Genomic DNA, 16,845 nt, shown 5'->3' on the forward strand with positions numbered 1-16,845 from the left:
AGTATCTATACACTGTTGATATAAATGATATAGTGGTTATAGCTAATCCCTTTTTTATTATTAAAACGTCTTATACATCATCGCTTTCAGGATGCGTTGCGGCTCCTCTACGGCCAACTGCCGGGAGGCTGGCCTCACGGTCGACAAGTTGCCTGAACGTAAAGTGTATTAAGCGGCTTCATTTTACGCGCAAACGGATATCAGCATGAAACTACAACAGCTTCGCTACATCGTAGAGGTGGTGAACCATAACCTGAATGTTTCATCCACCGCCGAAGGGCTTTATACCTCCCAGCCGGGCATCAGTAAGCAGGTCCGCATGCTGGAAGATGAGCTGGGCATCCAGATTTTCGCCCGCAGCGGCAAACATTTAACTCAGGTGACACCTGCCGGGCAGGAGATCATCCGTATCGCCCGCGAGGTATTATCGAAAGTCGATGCGATCAAATCTGTCGCCGGGGAGCATACCTGGCCTGATAAAGGGTCGTTATATGTGGCGACGACCCATACTCAGGCCCGCTATGCGTTACCGGGGGTGATCAAGGGCTTTATTGAACGCTACCCGCGCGTGTCGCTGCATATGCATCAGGGCTCGCCAACCCAGATTGCAGAAGCCGTATCGAAAGGCAACGCCGACTTCGCCATCGCCACCGAGGCGCTGCATCTGTATGACGATCTGGTGATGTTGCCATGCTATCACTGGAACCGGTCGATTGTGGTGACGCCTGAGCATCCTCTGGCCGCGAAGAGCTCGGTTTCCATTGAAGAGCTGGCGCAGTACCCGCTGGTGACTTATACCTTTGGCTTTACCGGCCGTTCGGAACTGGATACCGCGTTTAACCGTGCGGGTCTGACGCCGCGCATTGTCTTTACCGCCACTGACGCCGACGTGATCAAAACCTATGTTCGCCTGGGGCTTGGGGTCGGGGTGATAGCCAGCATGGCAGTCGATCCGGTCTCTGACCCGGACCTGGTGAAGCTGGATGCGAACGGCATATTCAGCCACAGCACCACCAAAATTGGTTTCCGCCGTAGCACCTTCTTACGAAGCTACATGTATGATTTTATTCAACGTTTTGCACCCCATCTGACCCGGGATGTCGTGGATACCGCGGTGGCTTTGCGGTCGAATGAAGATATTGAAGCGATGTTTAAAGATATAAAACTTCCGGAAAAATAACCCTTAAAAAAAATAATGGCATTCCCTGTGGGGAGTGCCATTGACTATCATGGTCCTAATTTAACATCTTAAACCTCGAACCAATCACAAAATTAATAATTTCTGGCAACACGTTTGTCATTATGCCCGCCGCGATCAAATAACCGGTTAAATATATTCCATCAGGCCTAAATTCACTGGATTAATCTTTTATCCATAATTAAGATTTATCTGTACCTGATGATTTGAGCAATTGGTGGTGACAATATGATAAGTAATATCGATTACATGAAACTGGCGATGTCATACGAGAATGACAAAACCGAAATCGATCCCGTTCTGCGTAGTCGCGTATGGGGCGTAGTGTTGGTAGGGCTGGCGATGTTCTGGAGCATCATCGCGCTTACCATCTGCAACATCTGGATTGTCAGCTAAAGCTGTAGGTCATCGTTGTAGATACATGTCATTTTTATGACAGTGAAAGGAAACTGTAATATAAAATCAGTGACCGGCAATACAGGGAGAATATATTTTGCCGCTGGATTCATCCAATCTGAAATCACTCACAAGAGCTAATCATAGCCAGCTGGCCGATTAGCTCTTTTTTTGTCCTCGTGTACTAATACAATATCGTCTTAATCATCGCTTCTGCACTATTTTGGTGCTATTTCTCCGATTCCAGGATAATTCCCGATTAATCACTGTCGACCTCGGCGCATTTAGCAATTTGGGTTGTTATCAAAGTGTTATGCTCGGTATGTGTTATCTTTAATGGAGACCCTGAGGAGAATCAGGGTATGCCATCCCTGAGATAAAGGAGGAGCTATGTCGTCAACCCTACGAGAAGCCAGTAAGGACACGCTGCTGGTCAACGAGAAAACCTGGCATTACTACAGTCTGCCGCTGGCAGAGAAACAGCTGGGCGATCTCAGTCGACTGCCTAAGTCGCTGAAGGTGCTGATGGAGAACCTGCTGCGCTGGCAGGACGGTGACTCGGTGACAGAAGAAGATATTCGTGCCCTGGCCGGCTGGCTGCAACAGGCCCATGCCGACCGGGAGATAGCCTACCGTCCGGCCCGCGTCCTGATGCAGGACTTTACCGGCGTGCCGGCAGTCGTGGATCTGGCCGCCATGCGCGAGGCGGTGAAGCGCCTGGGCGGCGACACCGCGAAAGTGAATCCGCTGTCGCCCGTCGATCTGGTGATCGACCACTCGGTCACCGTCGACCGTTTCGGCGATGACGAGGCCTTCGAAGATAACGTCCGTCTGGAAATGGAGCGTAACCACGAACGTTACGCTTTTCTGCGCTGGGGACAACAGGCCTTCAGCCGCTTCAGCGTAGTGCCGCCGGGCACCGGTATTTGTCACCAGGTCAACCTGGAATACCTCGGTCGGGCCGTCTGGAGCGAAGAGGTGAATGGGAAGTGGATGGCGTGGCCGGATACCCTGGTGGGCACCGACTCTCATACCACCATGATTAACGGTCTCGGCGTACTGGGCTGGGGCGTGGGCGGGATTGAAGCGGAAGCCGCCATGTTGGGTCAGCCGGTGTCGATGCTGATCCCGGATGTCGTGGGCTTTAAGCTCAGCGGCAAACTGCGCGAAGGCATCACCGCCACCGATCTGGTGCTGACGGTCACCCAGATGCTGCGCCAGCACGGTGTCGTCGGCAAGTTTGTTGAATTCTACGGCGATGGCCTGGATACCTTACCCCTGGCCGATCGCGCCACTATCGCCAATATGGCCCCGGAATATGGCGCCACCTGTGGTTTCTTCCCGATCGATGATGTGACGCTTAGCTATATGCGTCTGAGCGGCCGTAGCGAAGAACAGGTCGCCCTGGTGGAAGCCTATGCCAAAGCGCAGGGCATGTGGCGCCAGCCGGGCGATGAGCCGGTCTTTACCAGCACCCTGGCGCTGGACATGGGCAGCGTTGAGGCAAGCCTTGCCGGGCCGAAACGGCCGCAGGATCGCGTGGCGCTCGGCGATGTGCCGAAAGCCTTTGCTGCCAGCGGCGAGCTGGAAGTTAACCATCCTCAGCGTCAGCGCCAGCCGGTGGATTATACGCTGAACGGGCATCACTATTCGCTACCGGACGGCGCCGTGGCCATTGCGGCTATTACTTCCTGTACCAATACCTCCAACCCCAGCGTGCTGATGGCCGCCGGTCTGCTGGCGAAAAAAGCCGTCGAGCGTGGCCTGCAGCCGCAGCCGTGGGTAAAAGCTTCCCTGGCGCCAGGCTCGAAAGTGGTGTCGGATTATCTGGCTCATGCCGGCCTGACGCCTTACCTCGACCAGCTCGGCTTCAATCTGGTGGGATATGGCTGTACCACCTGTATCGGTAACTCCGGTCCGTTGCCGGAACCTATTGAAGAGGCGATCAAAAAGGGCGATCTGACCGTCGGGGCGGTGCTTTCCGGTAACCGTAACTTCGAAGGGCGTATCCATCCGCTGGTGAAAACCAACTGGCTGGCCTCGCCGCCGCTGGTCGTCGCTTACGCCCTGGCGGGGAACATGAATATCGATCTTACCCGCGAGCCGTTGGGGCAGGGCAGCGATGGCGAACCGGTTTATCTGAAAGATATCTGGCCGAGCGGGGAGGAGATTGCCCGTGCGGTGGAACAGGTCTCCACTGAGATGTTCCGCAAAGAGTACGCGGAAGTGTTTTCCGGTACCGAGGAGTGGAAAGCAATCAAGGTGGAGGCGTCAGATACCTATGACTGGCAGGAGGACTCGACTTATATTCGCCTGTCGCCGTTCTTTGACGAGATGGGCGTCGAACCGCTGCCGGTAGAGGATATTCATGGCGCGCGGATCCTCGCCATGCTGGGCGATTCAGTGACCACTGACCACATTTCGCCGGCGGGGAGCATCAAAGCCGATAGCCCGGCAGGCCGCTATCTGCAGGAGCATGGGGTTGCCCGGCGCGACTTTAACTCCTATGGTTCCCGTCGCGGTAACCATGAGGTGATGATGCGCGGCACCTTCGCCAATATTCGTATTCGTAACGAAATGGTACCGGGAGTGGAAGGCGGTATGACCCGACATCTGCCGGACCGCGAACCGGTGGCGATCTATGATGCGGCGATGCAGTATAAAGCGGAAGGCATACCGCTGGCGGTGATTGCCGGTAAGGAGTATGGGTCTGGTTCCAGCCGCGACTGGGCGGCGAAGGGGCCGCGCCTGCTGGGGATCCGGGTGGTGATCGCCGAGTCCTTCGAACGTATCCACCGTTCCAACCTGATCGGGATGGGGATTTTGCCGCTGGAGTTCCCGCAGGGCGTCACCCGTAAAACGCTGCAGTTGACCGGGGAAGAGCGGATTGATATCAGCAATCTGCAGTCGCTTCAGCCTGGCGCTACGGTGCCGGTGACCCTGACTCGCGCTGACGGCTCGCAGGAAGTGATCCCTTGTCGGTGCCGTATCGACACCGCGACCGAGCTCACCTACTACCGCAACGACGGCATCCTGCACTACGTTATCCGCAATATGCTGTAAAACAAAGGGCCAGCATCGCTGGCCCTTTCTCTTTTATTCAATCGGTTTATTCCGCCGGCTTGCTGTTCAGCAAATGGCCCATTTTGGCGGCTTTAGTATCCAGGTAGTGAGCATTTTTCGGGTTACGCCCGACGATCAGCGGTACCCGCTCCACAATGTTGATCCCGGCTTCGGTAAGAATTTCCACTTTTTTCGGGTTATTGGTTAATAACCGAACCTGCTCAACGTTGAGCAGTTTGAACATATCGGCGCACAGGGTGAAGTCGCGCTCATCGGCGGCGAAGCCCAGCTGATGGTTCGCCTCAACGGTGTCGTAGCCCTGATCCTGCAGCGCGTAGGCGCGGATTTTATTCAATAAACCAATGTTGCGTCCTTCCTGGCGGTGATAGAGCAGGATCCCCCGACCTTCTTCGGCGATATGCGACAGGGCCGCTTCCAGCTGAAAGCCGCAATCACAGCGCAGGCTAAACAGGGCATCGCCCGTCAAACACTCTGAATGGACGCGGGCCAGGACCGGCGACTGCCCCGAGATATCGCCATACACCAGCGCGACATGATCTTGTCCGGTTGCCAGTTCTTCAAAACCCACCATCAGGAAATCGCCCCATGGGGTTGGCAGTTTGGCTTCTGCCACACGTTTAAGCTGCATGTGATTCTCCAGATTCTGTCAGCACCTGAATGTGCTTTCTGTTTGCCGCTATTTTGCCACAAGGCCGGGACGTTCTCCTAATCGCGAACGGTTAGCCGCGTGGAAAGCGCACAAACGAACTACTTTCCGCTATGATGTTCATCTACAAGGAGAAGGAGAGAAAATGCTGTTGATTGCCCGACGAACCGCTCTCGCGGCGGCGCTGCTGCTTGTTATGCCTGTTACGGTCTGGCTGTCTGGTTGGCTGTGGCAGCCAGGACTGCCGGTTGCTATGTTGAAAACCCTCTGGTGGGTGACGGAAACGGTGACGCAGCCGTGGGGAATTATCACGCATGTTGCTCTGTGCGGCTGGTTTCTCTGGTGTCTTCGCTACCGGCTGCGCGCGGCACTGATCCTGTTCCTGATTCTTGCCGCCGCCATCCTGGTGGGACAGGGGGTTAAATCCTGGGTCAAAGCGCGGGTTCAGGAGCCGAGACCCTTTGTCATCTGGCTGGAAAACTCAAGACAGGTGCCGGTGACGCAATTCTATGCGTTGAAGCGTAAAGAACGCGCTAAACTGGTGCATGCCCAGCTGGCGCAGGCGCAGGACATTCCGCCGTTTTTACGCAAGCACTGGCAGAAAGAGACAGGCTTTGCTTTCCCGTCGGGTCACACGATGTTCGCCGCCAGCTGGGCGCTGCTGGCCGCCGGGCTGCTGTGGCCGCGTCGGCGTTGGGGCACGGTCGCCGTGCTGCTGGTATGGGCGACGGCGGTGATGGGCAGTCGCCTGGCGCTGGGCATGCACTGGCCGCTGGATCTCATTGTCGCCACGCTGATCTCCTGGCTGTTGGTCACGGTGGCCTGCTGGTTGACGCAGCGCCTGTGCGGGCCGCTCTCGCCGCCGGGAGAAGAGGCGCAGGATATTAAAAAACGGATGCCCGAAGCAGAATAATGTTGATTTTAGCGGCATCCGACCGCATATCCTGTACAGTTGCCATGCTTTTTCATTCCACCGCTGCGGCGAAAATGATACTTTATAGGGCTGAAAGCGGGCTTTTTTTCGCGCAACCCACATAACGGGAAGTCATGTGAAATATTTACTCATTTTCTTACTGGTGCTAGCAATCTTCGTCATTTCAGTGACGCTGGGGGCGCAGAATGACCAACAGGTCACGTTCAACTATTTACTCGCGCAGGGTGAATTCCGCATTTCGACGCTGCTGGCGGTGCTGTTCGCCGCAGGCTTTGCCATTGGCTGGCTGATCTGCGGATTGTTCTGGCTGCGGGTGCGTGTCTCGCTGGCGCGCGCGGAGCGAAAAATTAAGCGCCTTGAGCACCAGATTGCCCCCGTCAGCCCGGTCGCTGTCGACGCAGGCGTGCCTGCCGTGAAGGAATAACCTCTTATGCTGGAGTTGTTGTTTCTGCTTTTACCCGTTGCCGCCGCCTACGGCTGGTACATGGGGCGCAGAAGTGCACAACAGTCCAAACAGGACGATGCCAACCGCCTGTCACGGGATTACGTGGCGGGGGTTAACTTCCTGCTCAGCAACCAGCAGGATAAAGCCGTCGATCTGTTCCTTGATATGTTGAAAGAGGATACCGGCACCGTTGAGGCCCACCTGACGCTCGGTAACCTGTTCCGCTCGCGCGGCGAGGTTGACCGCGCGATCCGTATTCATCAGAGCCTGATGGAAAGCGCATCGTTAACCTACGATCAGCGCCTGCTGGCCGTCCAGCAGTTGGGGCGCGACTATATGGCCGCCGGGTTGTACGATCGTGCGGAAGATATGTTCAAACAGCTGGTGGATGAGACCGATTTCCGACTGAGCGCTCTGCAGCAGCTGCTGCAGATCTACCAGGCGACCAGCGACTGGCAGTCAGCGATCGAAGTCGCTGAACGGCTGGTGAAGCTGGGTAAAGAGAAACATCGTGGCGAAATCGCCAATTTCTGGTGTGAACTGGCCCTGCAGCAGATGGCGGCCAACGATCTGGATAAAGCGATGGCGCTGCTGAAGAAAGGCGCCGCAGCAGACCGCAACAGCGCCCGGGTCTCAATAATGATGGGCCGGGTGTGGATGGAAAAGGGTGATTACGCCAAAGCGGTAGAGAGCCTTGAGCGGGTTATCGATCAGGATAAAGAGCTGGTCGGTGAGACGCTGGAGATGCTGCAGACCTGCTACCAGCAACTGGGTAAAGCCGAAGAGTGGGAGGTTTTCCTGCGCCGTTGTGTGGATGAGAACACCGGGGCCACCGCTGAACTGATGCTGGCGCAGATCCTCGAGCAACGGGAAGGGGTCGAAGCCGCGCAAAACTACGTTACCCGGCAGCTGGAACGTCACCCGACCATGCGCGTCTTCCATAAGCTGATGGACTACCATCTCAACGAAGCGGAAGAAGGGCGCGCGAAAGAAAGCCTCGGGGTGCTAAGAAACATGGTCGGCGAGCAGGTGCGCAGCAAACCGCGCTATCGCTGCCAGAAATGCGGCTTTACTGCTCATACGCTCTACTGGCACTGCCCATCCTGCCGCTCGTGGGCCACCATCAAACCCATTCGCGGTCTCGACGGCCAATAAAGTCAAAAAAAATCCCTCCATTAGTTACAACATACTCATCGTTTTTCTCCTCTCCAGACGCGGCCCCGGCAGCGCCATCGTCCGGCCAGCGCTACTACAGCAGTCTGTTATTTTGTTAGCATCACAGGTAGAATGCTGCCCGTTTACCTTTTTTGCGCCGCCCTGGCGCCCATCAACACTAAGGTCTGGTCATGACGTCTACAGCTATCACATCTTCCCGCGCTGTCACATCCTCTCCCGTTGTGGTTGCGCTCGACTATGATAATCGCGATAAAGCGCTGGCATTTGTCGACCGCATCGACCCGCGAGACTGCCGCCTGAAGGTGGGCAAAGAGATGTTCACCCTGTTGGGCCCGCAGTTTGTTCGCGATCTGCACCAGCGCGGGTTTGAGGTGTTCCTTGACCTTAAGTTTCACGATATCCCCAATACCACGGCCCGCGCGGTGGCGGCGGCGGCCGAACTCGGCGTATGGATGGTGAATGTCCATGCCTCCGGCGGCGCGCGGATGATGACCGCCGCGCGTGAAGCGCTGCTGCCGTTTGGTAAAGAGGCTCCGCTGCTGATCGCTGTCACCGTACTCACCAGCATGGAGGCCAGCGACCTGCAGGAACTGGGCATTACCTTATCCCCGGCTGATTACGCGGCGAAGCTGGCAGCGCTGACCCAACGCTGTGGTCTTGACGGGGTCGTGTGCTCAGCTCAGGAGGCGGTGCGCTTCAAACAGGAGCTGGGGCAGGCGTTTAAGCTGGTGACCCCGGGGATCCGTCCGCAGGGGAGCGAGGCCGGGGATCAGCGGCGGATTATGACCCCCGAGCAGGCCCAGGCGGCGGGGGTGGATTATATGGTTATTGGTCGCCCGGTCACTCAGTCGGCCGATCCTGCCGCAACGCTGCGGGCAATCAACGTCTCGTTGTCAAAGGAGGCATAATGAGCGATTCCAATAGCCGCCTGGTCTACTCCACGGAAACCGGGCGTATCGACGAAGCGAAACCGGCGCCGGTGCGGCCTAAAGGCGATGGTATTGTTCGTATTCAGCGCCAGACCAGCGGTCGCAAGGGCAAAGGCGTGTGCCTGATTAGCGGCATCGATGCTGACGATGCCGCGCTGAACGCCCTGGCTGCAGAGCTGAAAAAGAAATGTGGCTGCGGCGGCGCGGTGAAAGATGGCGTGATCGAGATCCAGGGTGACAAACGGGATTTGCTCAAATCGCTGCTCGAGGCGAAAGGAATGAAGGTTAAGTTAGCCGGTGGCTGAGTGCTATTTCGGCAATAATTAAAGTAATGCTGAAATAACAAGGCCGCGGTGAATGCCGCGGCCTTGAATGATTTAACGTGCGTAAGTCAATTCGTGTGAATTATTCTTTTATTTCGTCAGGTAATTATATTATTTGCCAACCTGGTGACCAATAATACCACCGACCGCCGCGCCACCCAGGGTTCCGAGTGCGCTACCGTCAGTTAACACCGCACCACCGATGGCGCCGGCGCCAGCACCGATAGCGGTGTTACGGTCGCGTTTAGACATGTTAGAACAAGCGCTCAGAGACATTGCTACAGTGACAGCCAGAACGACGGCAGCCATTTTTTTGCTCGTTGAAGTCATCATTTTTTTCTCCTGAATAATCTATTCATGGATACTACGCTCCTTTAAGCATAGCCTGAAATAGCAGCTTTAGGGCAATTCCATGAAGTTAGGGTGCGCAGGTGTCACGAAAATCACGCAGGTGATAGTCACTTCCTGTTATATCGCTAATAATAATTTTACTTTTTTTTAAATGTATCGTCAGGTAAAAAATCTTAATTAGCGGCTCGGAATACTCTCAGAGCGTAATATCGCCCCGAATGGCGCATTGGCATGGCTCGGGGCGGGTAAAGATCAGACGTATGGCACGATATCGACGGTCAGGCCGCTGTGCAGTAACTGGTCGCGGCAGGCGGCCGGCAGGCGATCGTCGGTAATAACGCGGTTAAAGCGCCCGGCGGGACCGAGGGGATAGGGATGAACCGCGCTGAATTTCGAGCTGTCGCTGAGAATAATCGCTTCACAGTGCTTTTCCAGCACGGCGTTAACCACATCCGCACGCATCATATCGCGACCGGTAAAGCCGGTTTCTGCCTGCCAGCCATCGATCCCGATGAAGGCTTTGCTGAAATGCACCTGCTGGATGAACTGGCGGGTCAGCGGGCCCACCATGCTTTCACTGCGTTTCTGGTAAATCCCGCCCAGCAGGATCACCTCTCCCGGCGTCTCTTTCAGCAGATGGGCGATATAGCTGCTGACGGTTATGATGGTGATATCGCCGCGTTCGGCGAGGGTGCGCGCCAGCAGGGCGTTGCTGCTGCCGTTTTCGATGAATACCGTTTCGCCGGCGCTCACCAGCGCCGCCGCCCGGCTGGCCAGTTCACGTTTAATGGCGAAATGGGTCATCATGCGGGTTTCAACATCTTCACTGTCTAGTGGGACTGCATAGCCATGGGTGCGGCGCAAATAGCTCTGCTTTTCCAGCAGATTCAGATCCTGGCGAATGGTGACCTCTGAGACACCGGTCATCTTCGCCAGATCGGCAACGCTCATCCGGCCTTTATCAATGACCACTTGCAAAATACTTTGTTGTCGGGCGTTCATAGCAACATCACTGTTAGGGGGCTATATGGCGAGCAACCGGTATGAGTCACCGGTTGCGGCATGGGCGATAATCAGATTTCCCAGGGAGCCTTGGGCTGGTTTTTTTGCTCAGCGTCGTCCGCCGCCAGTGCCAGCAGCTCCGCTTTGAGGATTTCCAGATTATGGATCGCAGAGTGGTAATCACCGGCAACCAGAATATCCAGCACGGTATCGATACGTTGGGCGAGCAGGTGGGCATTCACATCTGACATGGCATTATCCTGGTAACAAAAACGAATGAAATCAATGATGCTAAAAATGGATGAAAAAGAGAAGCGAAAAAAACGCACAACCTTAATCGGTGCGACGGAAATAGCAGGATGGAGAGGAAAGAAGCAGCGGTTCCCGGAGGAACCGCTGTGAAGAGGCGTCAGACTGCCGGACGCGCAATAATGCTGCGGGTTTCCATGCGGACTTCGGCGATGGTGACATCGATAACGTCAGTCACTTTGTAGACCACCTCGCCCTTGATCTGCACGGTGCCGTTCTCCTGGCTGCACACCAGTTCGTCGCGAACGGCGTGGAGGAAGGGGGCCGGAATAAAGGCGACCGCGCCATTGTCCACCAGGCGCACGCGCATCCCGCCGCGGCTGATGTCGATGATCTCCGCCGCAAAACGGGTATCGGTCCCGGCTTTATCGTTGAGGAAACGGGCATACAGCCAGTCGGCGACGTCGCGCTCTGCCATCCGGTTAAGACGACGGCGCTCCGCCATCTGTACGGTGGCATCATCCTGCGGGCGCGCAATGGTCTCGCCTTTGATGATGGCCTTCAGCAGACGGTGGTTGATCATGTCGCCATATTTACGGATCGGCGAGGTCCAGGTGGCATAGGCCTCAAGGCCGAGGCCAAAGTGCGGGCCCGGCTCGGTGCTGATTTCCGCAAACGACTGGAAGCGGCGGATGCGGCTGTCGAGGAATCCGGTCGGCTGGGCGTCCAGTTCCCGGCGCAGCTTGCAGAACCCTTCCAGCGTCAGCACCTCCGTCGGGTCGACGTGCACGTCGTGGGTTTTCAGCAGCGCCGCCAGCTGTTCGGTATTCGCCGGGTCGAAGCCGGTATGGACGTTATAAACGCCGAAGCCGAGCTTGTCGCGCAGAACGCGGGCGGCACAGATGTTGGCGGCGATCATCGACTCTTCGACAATACGGTTGGCAATGCGACGTGGTTCCGCGACGATATCCAGCACTTCGCCTTTTTCGCCAAGAACGAAACGGTAGTCCGGACGGTCTTTGAACACCAGCGCATGGGTCTGACGCCATTCGCTACGACGCTGGCACACGTCCTTCAACAGTGTAATTTGCTGCGCGATCGCGTCGCTGCCCGGCTGCCAGCTGCCGCGGCCTTCCAGCCAGTCAGAGACATCGTCATAGGCCAGCTTGGCTTTCGACTCGATGGTGGCGGCAAAGAACTCGATGTTGTCTTCGATGGTGCCATCGGCCGCCAGAGTCATCTGGCAGGCCAGCACCGGGCGCACTTCGTCAGCGCGCAGGGAGCACAGGTCGTCTGACAGCTCGCGGGGCAGCATCGGAATATTGAAGCCCGGCAGATAGTTGGTAAAGGCGCGCACTTTTGCGGCCTTATCCAGCTTGCTACCTTCGGCAATCCAGGCGGTCGGGTCAGCAATGGCGACCGTCAGCAGCAGTTTGCCATCAGCAGTGGATTCGACGTACAACGCATCGTCCATATCTTCGGTGCTGGCGCTGTCGATAGTGACGAAGTCGAGAGCGGTTAAATCGCGGCGCGTCAGCCCTTCATCGAGCATTTCCGTGGCCACGCCGTCCGGCGCTTCTTTTTCGAGGTTATGGCGCGCCAGGGTTACCCACCAGGGGACGAAGTGATCGTCGCTGAAGGTGATGAACTGGGTCAGCTCCGCGTAAAACCCGCGGTCGCCTTTTAACGGATGACGGCGCATCTCGGCGACGGCCCAGTCACCCTGTTTGAAATCATGCTCAACGCCACGGGCGGCGCGGCAGGGAATGGCATCTTTCAGCAGCGGATGGTCAGGAACGATAGCGAGGCGATCGTCTTTCTTCTGGACTTTACCGACGAAACGGGTCAGGAACGGCTCAACCAGGGTTTCTGGTTCGGCGCTTTCGCGATCTTTTTCAGAATGGATCACCGCGACGATACGGTCGCCATGCATCACTTTTTTCATCTGCGGCGGCGGAATGAAGTAGCTCTTCTGAGCGTCCACTTCGAGGAAGCCAAAGCCCTTTTCCGTGCCCTTAACGACCCCTTCCGCGCGCGGCGTCTGGGAATGCAGTTGCTGTTTAAGCTGCGCTAGCAGCGGGTTATCCTGAAACATAATTAGGTATTTTCGTGGCTAAAAGAGCGGCTGACATTTTTACGCGAATATGCCTGCCGCAGCAAGCGCTGTTTCAGCAATTTACGTCTGCTGACGCACATTGCCGAGGGCGATTTTCAGACGATTCATCCATCCGCACAGCCCGCTCCAGGTCAACAGATCGATCGCTTGTTCCGCAGAGAGTCCATATTCCGCGAGGGGCGTTAACTGGGCGGCGCTAAACCGGTCCGGCGAGCGGGTTAACAGCTGCACCGCGGTCACGAGAGACCGGGACTGAGGATGCTGCTGGAGCCAGTGATGGAGGGCCTGGTCGCCCTCCCGCAGATGACTGGCGAACTCCTCTTCACCCTGCCAGTGGGGGAGCCAGGCGTCAAAACAGGTGGGGCTGCCATTGGTGCGCGCCGCGAGTAAGGCGACCTGCGGGCCAAAGGTATCATCCGTGCTGAGCTGGCGGATCAAGGTCTCCAGAGGCGTGAACAACGGTGGGTCGCAGGCCAGCAGTGGGGCCAGCTCACCCAGACCGGGCAGCGACTGCCAGCCGGCGATGCGCCGCTGGCGCTCATCATCGGCATACTGCAGATCGGGATCCTCAAGGTCGCTCTGCCACTCTCCTGGTGGCGCGGTGAACAGTTCGGCAGGGGCCTCCTCTTGCTGAGGCATGCCGGGGATCCAGCGCACCGGATAGCCCAGCGCCGCCTGCAGGACGGCAATCGCCCGGGCCTGGAAGCCCACGAAACCGATAATCTGGTTGATCAGGATAATATCCCGGCTGGTTAAACCCACTTCGTCCAGCTGGCTGCGCGAGAGGGCGTTAATGACGGAGGGCGAACTGGCGAGCTGACGAGCATACTGAGTGATCTGCGCCAGGCGACGGTTGCTCTCGCGCGAAGAGTCAGGGCCAGGGAGGGGAGCCAGGCGGGCGGCATAGTGGTTACACAACCGCTGGACACCATAAACCTGGGCGACAGTCAGCGCGGTGCTCAGGCGATCGTAGGCGGTAAAGGTCTGCAGGCGACTCACCGCCACCTGGTCGGGAAACAACCGCTCTGCCAGCTGGCGAGCGGGGTGCAGCCAGCCTGCGTGGATGTGTAGCCAGGCTTCCGGCAGCGTCAGGTCCAGCAAAAAGCGGTCTTCAACATGGGCGGCTTCAGGGACAAGCGGTAGAACATCCACCGGGCAGATTGTTGACTGGGTTTCGTGATACCAGTGGTTTTTGCCATTCACGCGGCGTGGCTCCATGGGCTTTCCTTGTTCGGTATGTGGCGAACCGCCGTTCCGCGGATCGTTTATGCAGAACTATCCTGGCGTAACCCGGAAGCAGGAGAAAATATTGATACGTGCTAACAAATAGCCGATTGGAATAACAGGGGGAGCGTAAGGGATGGGGGGAAGGAAGAACCCTCCTCACCGGGGTGAGGAGGGAAAGAACTTACTTCAGTTCCAGCTCGTTCATGGCGGCGATATTGAACCCGCCGTCAACGTGAACGACTTCACCGGAGATACCCGCGGACAGGTTAGAGCACAGGAAGGCTGCGCTGTTGCCCACATCTTCAATGGTGACGGTGCGACGGATCGGGGTGACCGCTTCGCAGTGCGCCAGCATTTTACGGAAATCTTTAATGCCAGAAGCAGCCAGCGTACGGATCGGACCGGCAGAGATGGCGTTAACGCGAACGCCTTCCGGACCCATGGCGTTAGCCATATAGCGGACGTTAGCTTCCAGAGAGGCTTTGGCCAGACCCATTACGTTGTAGTTCGGGATCGCGCGCTCTGCGCCCAGGTAGGAGAGCGTCAGCAGAGCAGAGCCCGGGTTCAGCATGCTGCGGCAGGCTTTGGCCATCGCCACGAAGCTGTAGGCGCTGATGTCGTGCGCGATTTTAAAACCGTCGCGGGTGACAACGTCAACGTAGTCGCCGTCTAACTGGTCAGCCGGGGCAAAACCGATAGAGTGGACGAAACCATCGAATTTCGGCCAGACTTTTTCCAGCTCGGTGAACAGCGCGGTGATGCTCTCATCTTCAGCAACGTCGCACGGCAGCACAATGTCAGAACCCAGCGCGGCAGCAAATTCTTCTACGCGACCTTTCAGTTTTTCATTCTGATAGGTGAATGCCAGTTCCGCGCCTTCGCGGTGCATTGCTTGCGCAATACCGTAGGCGATGGACAGTTTGCTGGCGACGCCAGTGATCAAAATGCGCTTACCGGAAAGAAAACCCATAGCTTTAATCCTTATCGTTATTGCTTATTTTTACTTTAACAATCATAACGTTAACATTGTTATTTCAAAATAACTCAAATTTAGCCGGGAATTATATCCCACTGACGACCCCTTGTGTCACGATATTTTTCAGCCGCGCCCGCGGCGTGCGGAGCAAAAGCGTATCGCGATAGCTCCAGTATACTCTCTCTTCTGATGATTATTTGAGCGCGATCTCCGCCAGCAGCAGACACCCGTTGGCACTGAGGGGCTGCAGCTCGCCAGGGGATTCACCGCGCCAGCAGAGACCGCTGCCGGCCGCACTTCGCTGCCCGGCCAGATCCCACTCGCCCTGAAGAACATAAGCGACTCCCTCAGTAGCAGGGCGTTGCTGGTCGTTTATCACCTTTACTCTCGCCGAGGCACGTCCGCGCTGGGTCATGATATTGAAGTCCAGCCCTGGCTCAACGATCCCGACGCTGGACAGCGCCCATTCGCCGGGGAACGCCCACGGCTGCCAGAGCGTCAGCGGATGGTCGATGTCCCCGCCGCACAGTCGTAGCGGTTGTCCCGCCAGCAGGGTGATCACCCGGTCGACGCCGGGGAAGGGGGAAAAAGGACCATCCGCCTGCAAAGTGGCGATGCTGGCTCGCCAGAGAAAGGGGGCGTCTGTGGAAGGAACGGCGATAATTTCCCGGGTGGCACCGGCACCGTTCTTCCACGGCGTGATGGGTAAGGTGGCGATATCAAAAAAAAAGATCATGGTCTGCTCGGCGGAATTCAGAGGGTGGATGGTTTTTGTTACAAGCGTGTCGCAACATGCTTACAAATTATTTACAACAGGGCTCACAAATCCATCATCGAGCGCGTGTGTGGGTTTGTCAATGCTTGTATATACATGAGCAGTCATCTACGAATTATCTTATCGCAGTGACCAGAGCCATCATGACAAAACGCGATCGGGAGAATGAAAATGCAACAGCGTATTACTTTCCGCCAGGCCTGCCTGGTCACCCTGTTTTCGGGGCTACTGCTGTCTGGTGGCTCAACATACGCTAAAGAGTGGAAATCAATCACCATCGCTACGGAAGGCGGCTATGAACCCTGGAACCTGACGCTTCCCGGAGGGAAGTTGAGCGGCTTCGAACCTGAGCTCATGGCGAATTTATGCCAGCGGATGCAGATCGAATGCAAGCTGGTGGTACAGAACTGGGATGGCATGATTGCCGGACTTAACGCCGGAAAATATGACGTGATCATGGACGCTATTGTCGTCACCCCGGAGCGATCGAAGGTCGTGGCGTTTACCCAGGCCTACGCTGCCACGCCGGCCTCTTTCATTGCGGTAAAAGGGTCGCTGCTCCCTCCGTCTCCGACGGTCAAGCTTCATGATGATGAGAAAGAGATTCAGGCGGCGATTGCGCCTCTGCGCGCGGCGTTGAAAGGGAAAACTATCGGCATCGCTTCCGGCACCGTGTACACCCCGTTTATTGATAAGTATTTCAAGGATATCGCTGACATCAGGGAATATAACAACTCAGCGGATGCGATCCTCGACCTGCAGGCTGAGCGCATCGATGCGGTGTTTGATGATATTACCTTTGCCAACACCACCCTGTCGCGACCGGAGAATAACAATCTGGCATTGAGCGGTCCGCTGATGAGCGGGCCGATCTGGGGAGGCGGTGAGGCGATGGGCGTGCGCCTCACCGATACCGATCTCAAAGCGAAACTGGATAGCGCCATTCGGGCGGCGCTGGCCGATGGGACGGTAAAAAAACTGAGCGAGAAATGGTTTAAAAGCGACGTTACCCCCTGAG

Annotated in this window: 17 protein-coding genes; 9 read left to right on the forward strand and 8 right to left on the reverse strand. The window is 56.6% G+C overall.

Annotated elements, in window-relative coordinates; translation table 11 throughout:
* Positions 1-205 precede the first annotated feature (205 nt).
* The 3 genes from cysB (at position 206) to acnA (ending at position 4,657) form a co-directional block, all read left to right on the forward strand.
* A complete protein-coding gene (cysB, locus tag NKJ21_RS01725; RefSeq protein ID WP_080783007.1) occupies positions 206-1,180 on the forward strand; it encodes an HTH-type transcriptional regulator CysB in 975 nt (324 codons plus the stop codon).
* Between the two features lie 246 nt (positions 1,181-1,426).
* On the forward strand, positions 1,427-1,594 hold the full coding sequence (locus NKJ21_RS01730) for a YmiA family putative membrane protein (protein WP_002901776.1): 168 nt from the start codon (positions 1,427-1,429) through the stop codon (positions 1,592-1,594).
* Positions 1,595-1,984: 390 nt separating this feature from the next.
* Entirely contained in the window at positions 1,985-4,657 is a 2,673-nt protein-coding gene (acnA, locus tag NKJ21_RS01735) for an aconitate hydratase AcnA (protein WP_032739666.1), read from the forward strand.
* 46 nt (positions 4,658-4,703) lie between these two features.
* On the opposite strand, the gene ribA is transcribed toward acnA, so the two are convergent.
* On the reverse strand, positions 4,704-5,306 hold the full coding sequence (gene ribA, locus NKJ21_RS01740) for a GTP cyclohydrolase II (protein ID WP_008807788.1): 603 nt from the start codon (positions 5,304-5,306) through the stop codon (positions 4,704-4,706).
* Positions 5,307-5,469: 163 nt separating this feature from the next.
* On the opposite strand from ribA, the gene pgpB reads away from it, so the two are divergent.
* The 5 genes from pgpB (at position 5,470) to yciH (ending at position 9,113) form a co-directional block, all read left to right on the forward strand.
* Entirely contained in the window at positions 5,470-6,237 is a 768-nt protein-coding gene (gene pgpB, locus NKJ21_RS01745; protein WP_008807789.1) for a phosphatidylglycerophosphatase B, read from the forward strand.
* 136 nt (positions 6,238-6,373) lie between these two features.
* On the forward strand, positions 6,374-6,682 hold the full coding sequence (locus NKJ21_RS01750; RefSeq protein ID WP_012542047.1) for a LapA family protein: 309 nt from the start codon (positions 6,374-6,376) through the stop codon (positions 6,680-6,682).
* A 6-nt stretch (positions 6,683-6,688) separates the two neighbouring features.
* Complete coding sequence (gene lapB / locus NKJ21_RS01755; protein WP_008807790.1) at positions 6,689-7,858, forward strand: lipopolysaccharide assembly protein LapB; 1,170 nt, start codon at positions 6,689-6,691, stop codon at positions 7,856-7,858.
* A 191-nt stretch (positions 7,859-8,049) separates the two neighbouring features.
* The gene (gene pyrF, locus NKJ21_RS01760) at positions 8,050-8,787 is read left to right on the forward strand and encodes an orotidine-5'-phosphate decarboxylase (protein ID WP_239270289.1); all 738 of its coding nucleotides are present in this window, start codon (positions 8,050-8,052) and stop codon (positions 8,785-8,787) included.
* On the forward strand, positions 8,787-9,113 hold the full coding sequence (gene yciH / locus NKJ21_RS01765) for a stress response translation initiation inhibitor YciH (RefSeq protein WP_008807792.1): 327 nt from the start codon (positions 8,787-8,789) through the stop codon (positions 9,111-9,113). Before pyrF ends, yciH begins: the two co-directional genes overlap by 1 nt.
* Positions 9,114-9,242: 129 nt before the next feature.
* On the opposite strand, the gene osmB is transcribed toward yciH, so the two are convergent.
* The 7 genes from osmB to NKJ21_RS01800 all read right to left on the reverse strand — a co-directional run bounded on the left by osmB (position 9,243) and on the right by NKJ21_RS01800 (position 15,788).
* On the reverse strand, positions 9,243-9,461 hold the full coding sequence (gene osmB / locus NKJ21_RS01770) for an osmotically-inducible lipoprotein OsmB (protein WP_002901783.1): 219 nt from the start codon (positions 9,459-9,461) through the stop codon (positions 9,243-9,245).
* A gap of 273 nt (positions 9,462-9,734) precedes the next feature.
* Complete coding sequence (locus tag NKJ21_RS01775) at positions 9,735-10,484, reverse strand: DNA-binding transcriptional regulator YciT (RefSeq protein WP_008807793.1); 750 nt, start codon at positions 10,482-10,484, stop codon at positions 9,735-9,737.
* A gap of 71 nt (positions 10,485-10,555) precedes the next feature.
* On the reverse strand, positions 10,556-10,735 hold the full coding sequence (locus NKJ21_RS01780) for a hypothetical protein (RefSeq protein ID WP_012542045.1): 180 nt from the start codon (positions 10,733-10,735) through the stop codon (positions 10,556-10,558).
* Positions 10,736-10,893: 158 nt separating this feature from the next.
* On the reverse strand, positions 10,894-12,828 hold the full coding sequence (locus tag NKJ21_RS01785; RefSeq protein ID WP_254732665.1) for an exoribonuclease II: 1,935 nt from the start codon (positions 12,826-12,828) through the stop codon (positions 10,894-10,896).
* An 81-nt stretch (positions 12,829-12,909) separates the two neighbouring features.
* Positions 12,910-14,067 (reverse strand): carboxymuconolactone decarboxylase family protein, encoded by a 1,158-nt coding sequence (locus NKJ21_RS01790; RefSeq protein WP_012542042.1) that lies wholly within the window; start codon positions 14,065-14,067, stop codon positions 12,910-12,912.
* Positions 14,068-14,257: 190 nt separating this feature from the next.
* Complete coding sequence (gene fabI, locus NKJ21_RS01795) at positions 14,258-15,046, reverse strand: enoyl-ACP reductase FabI (RefSeq protein WP_008807797.1); 789 nt, start codon at positions 15,044-15,046, stop codon at positions 14,258-14,260.
* 199 nt (positions 15,047-15,245) lie between these two features.
* Positions 15,246-15,788, reverse strand: a complete 543-nt coding sequence (locus tag NKJ21_RS01800; protein ID WP_032754131.1) for a HutD family protein — start codon at positions 15,786-15,788, stop codon at positions 15,246-15,248.
* A 210-nt stretch (positions 15,789-15,998) separates the two neighbouring features.
* Here NKJ21_RS01800 and NKJ21_RS01805 point away from each other — a divergent pair, with 210 nt between their 5' ends.
* Positions 15,999-16,844 carry a transporter substrate-binding domain-containing protein gene (locus NKJ21_RS01805; RefSeq protein ID WP_032739671.1) on the forward strand — a complete coding sequence of 282 codons (846 nt, stop codon included), beginning with the start codon at positions 15,999-16,001 and terminating at the stop codon, positions 16,842-16,844.
* Position 16,845: the final 1 nt, after the last annotated feature.

This window comes from Klebsiella sp. SWET4 (assembly GCF_024296565.1).
In the GTDB taxonomy this organism is placed as follows: Bacteria; Pseudomonadota; Gammaproteobacteria; order Enterobacterales; family Enterobacteriaceae; genus Klebsiella; species Klebsiella variicola.

Coding starts and splice junctions, on each gene's coding strand:
- cysB (WP_080783007.1), top strand. CDS start 206: ATGAAACTACAACAGCTTCGCTACATCGTAGAGGTGGTGAACCATAAC.
- NKJ21_RS01730 (WP_002901776.1), top strand. CDS start 1,427: ATGATAAGTAATATCGATTACATGAAACTGGCGATGTCATACGAGAAT.
- acnA (WP_032739666.1), top strand. CDS start 1,985: ATGTCGTCAACCCTACGAGAAGCCAGTAAGGACACGCTGCTGGTCAAC.
- ribA (WP_008807788.1), bottom strand. CDS start 5,306: ATGCAGCTTAAACGTGTGGCAGAAGCCAAACTGCCAACCCCATGGGGC.
- pgpB (WP_008807789.1), top strand. CDS start 5,470: ATGCTGTTGATTGCCCGACGAACCGCTCTCGCGGCGGCGCTGCTGCTT.
- lapB (WP_008807790.1), top strand. CDS start 6,689: ATGCTGGAGTTGTTGTTTCTGCTTTTACCCGTTGCCGCCGCCTACGGC.
- pyrF (WP_239270289.1), top strand. CDS start 8,050: ATGACGTCTACAGCTATCACATCTTCCCGCGCTGTCACATCCTCTCCC.
- yciH (WP_008807792.1), top strand. CDS start 8,787: ATGAGCGATTCCAATAGCCGCCTGGTCTACTCCACGGAAACCGGGCGT.
- osmB (WP_002901783.1), bottom strand. CDS start 9,461: ATGACTTCAACGAGCAAAAAAATGGCTGCCGTCGTTCTGGCTGTCACT.
- NKJ21_RS01775 (WP_008807793.1), bottom strand. CDS start 10,484: ATGAACGCCCGACAACAAAGTATTTTGCAAGTGGTCATTGATAAAGGC.
- NKJ21_RS01780 (WP_012542045.1), bottom strand. CDS start 10,735: ATGTCAGATGTGAATGCCCACCTGCTCGCCCAACGTATCGATACCGTG.
- NKJ21_RS01785 (WP_254732665.1), bottom strand. CDS start 12,828: ATGTTTCAGGATAACCCGCTGCTAGCGCAGCTTAAACAGCAACTGCAT.
- NKJ21_RS01790 (WP_012542042.1), bottom strand. CDS start 14,067: ATGGAGCCACGCCGCGTGAATGGCAAAAACCACTGGTATCACGAAACC.
- fabI (WP_008807797.1), bottom strand. CDS start 15,046: ATGGGTTTTCTTTCCGGTAAGCGCATTTTGATCACTGGCGTCGCCAGC.
- NKJ21_RS01800 (WP_032754131.1), bottom strand. CDS start 15,788: ATGATCTTTTTTTTTGATATCGCCACCTTACCCATCACGCCGTGGAAG.
- NKJ21_RS01805 (WP_032739671.1), top strand. CDS start 15,999: ATGCAACAGCGTATTACTTTCCGCCAGGCCTGCCTGGTCACCCTGTTT.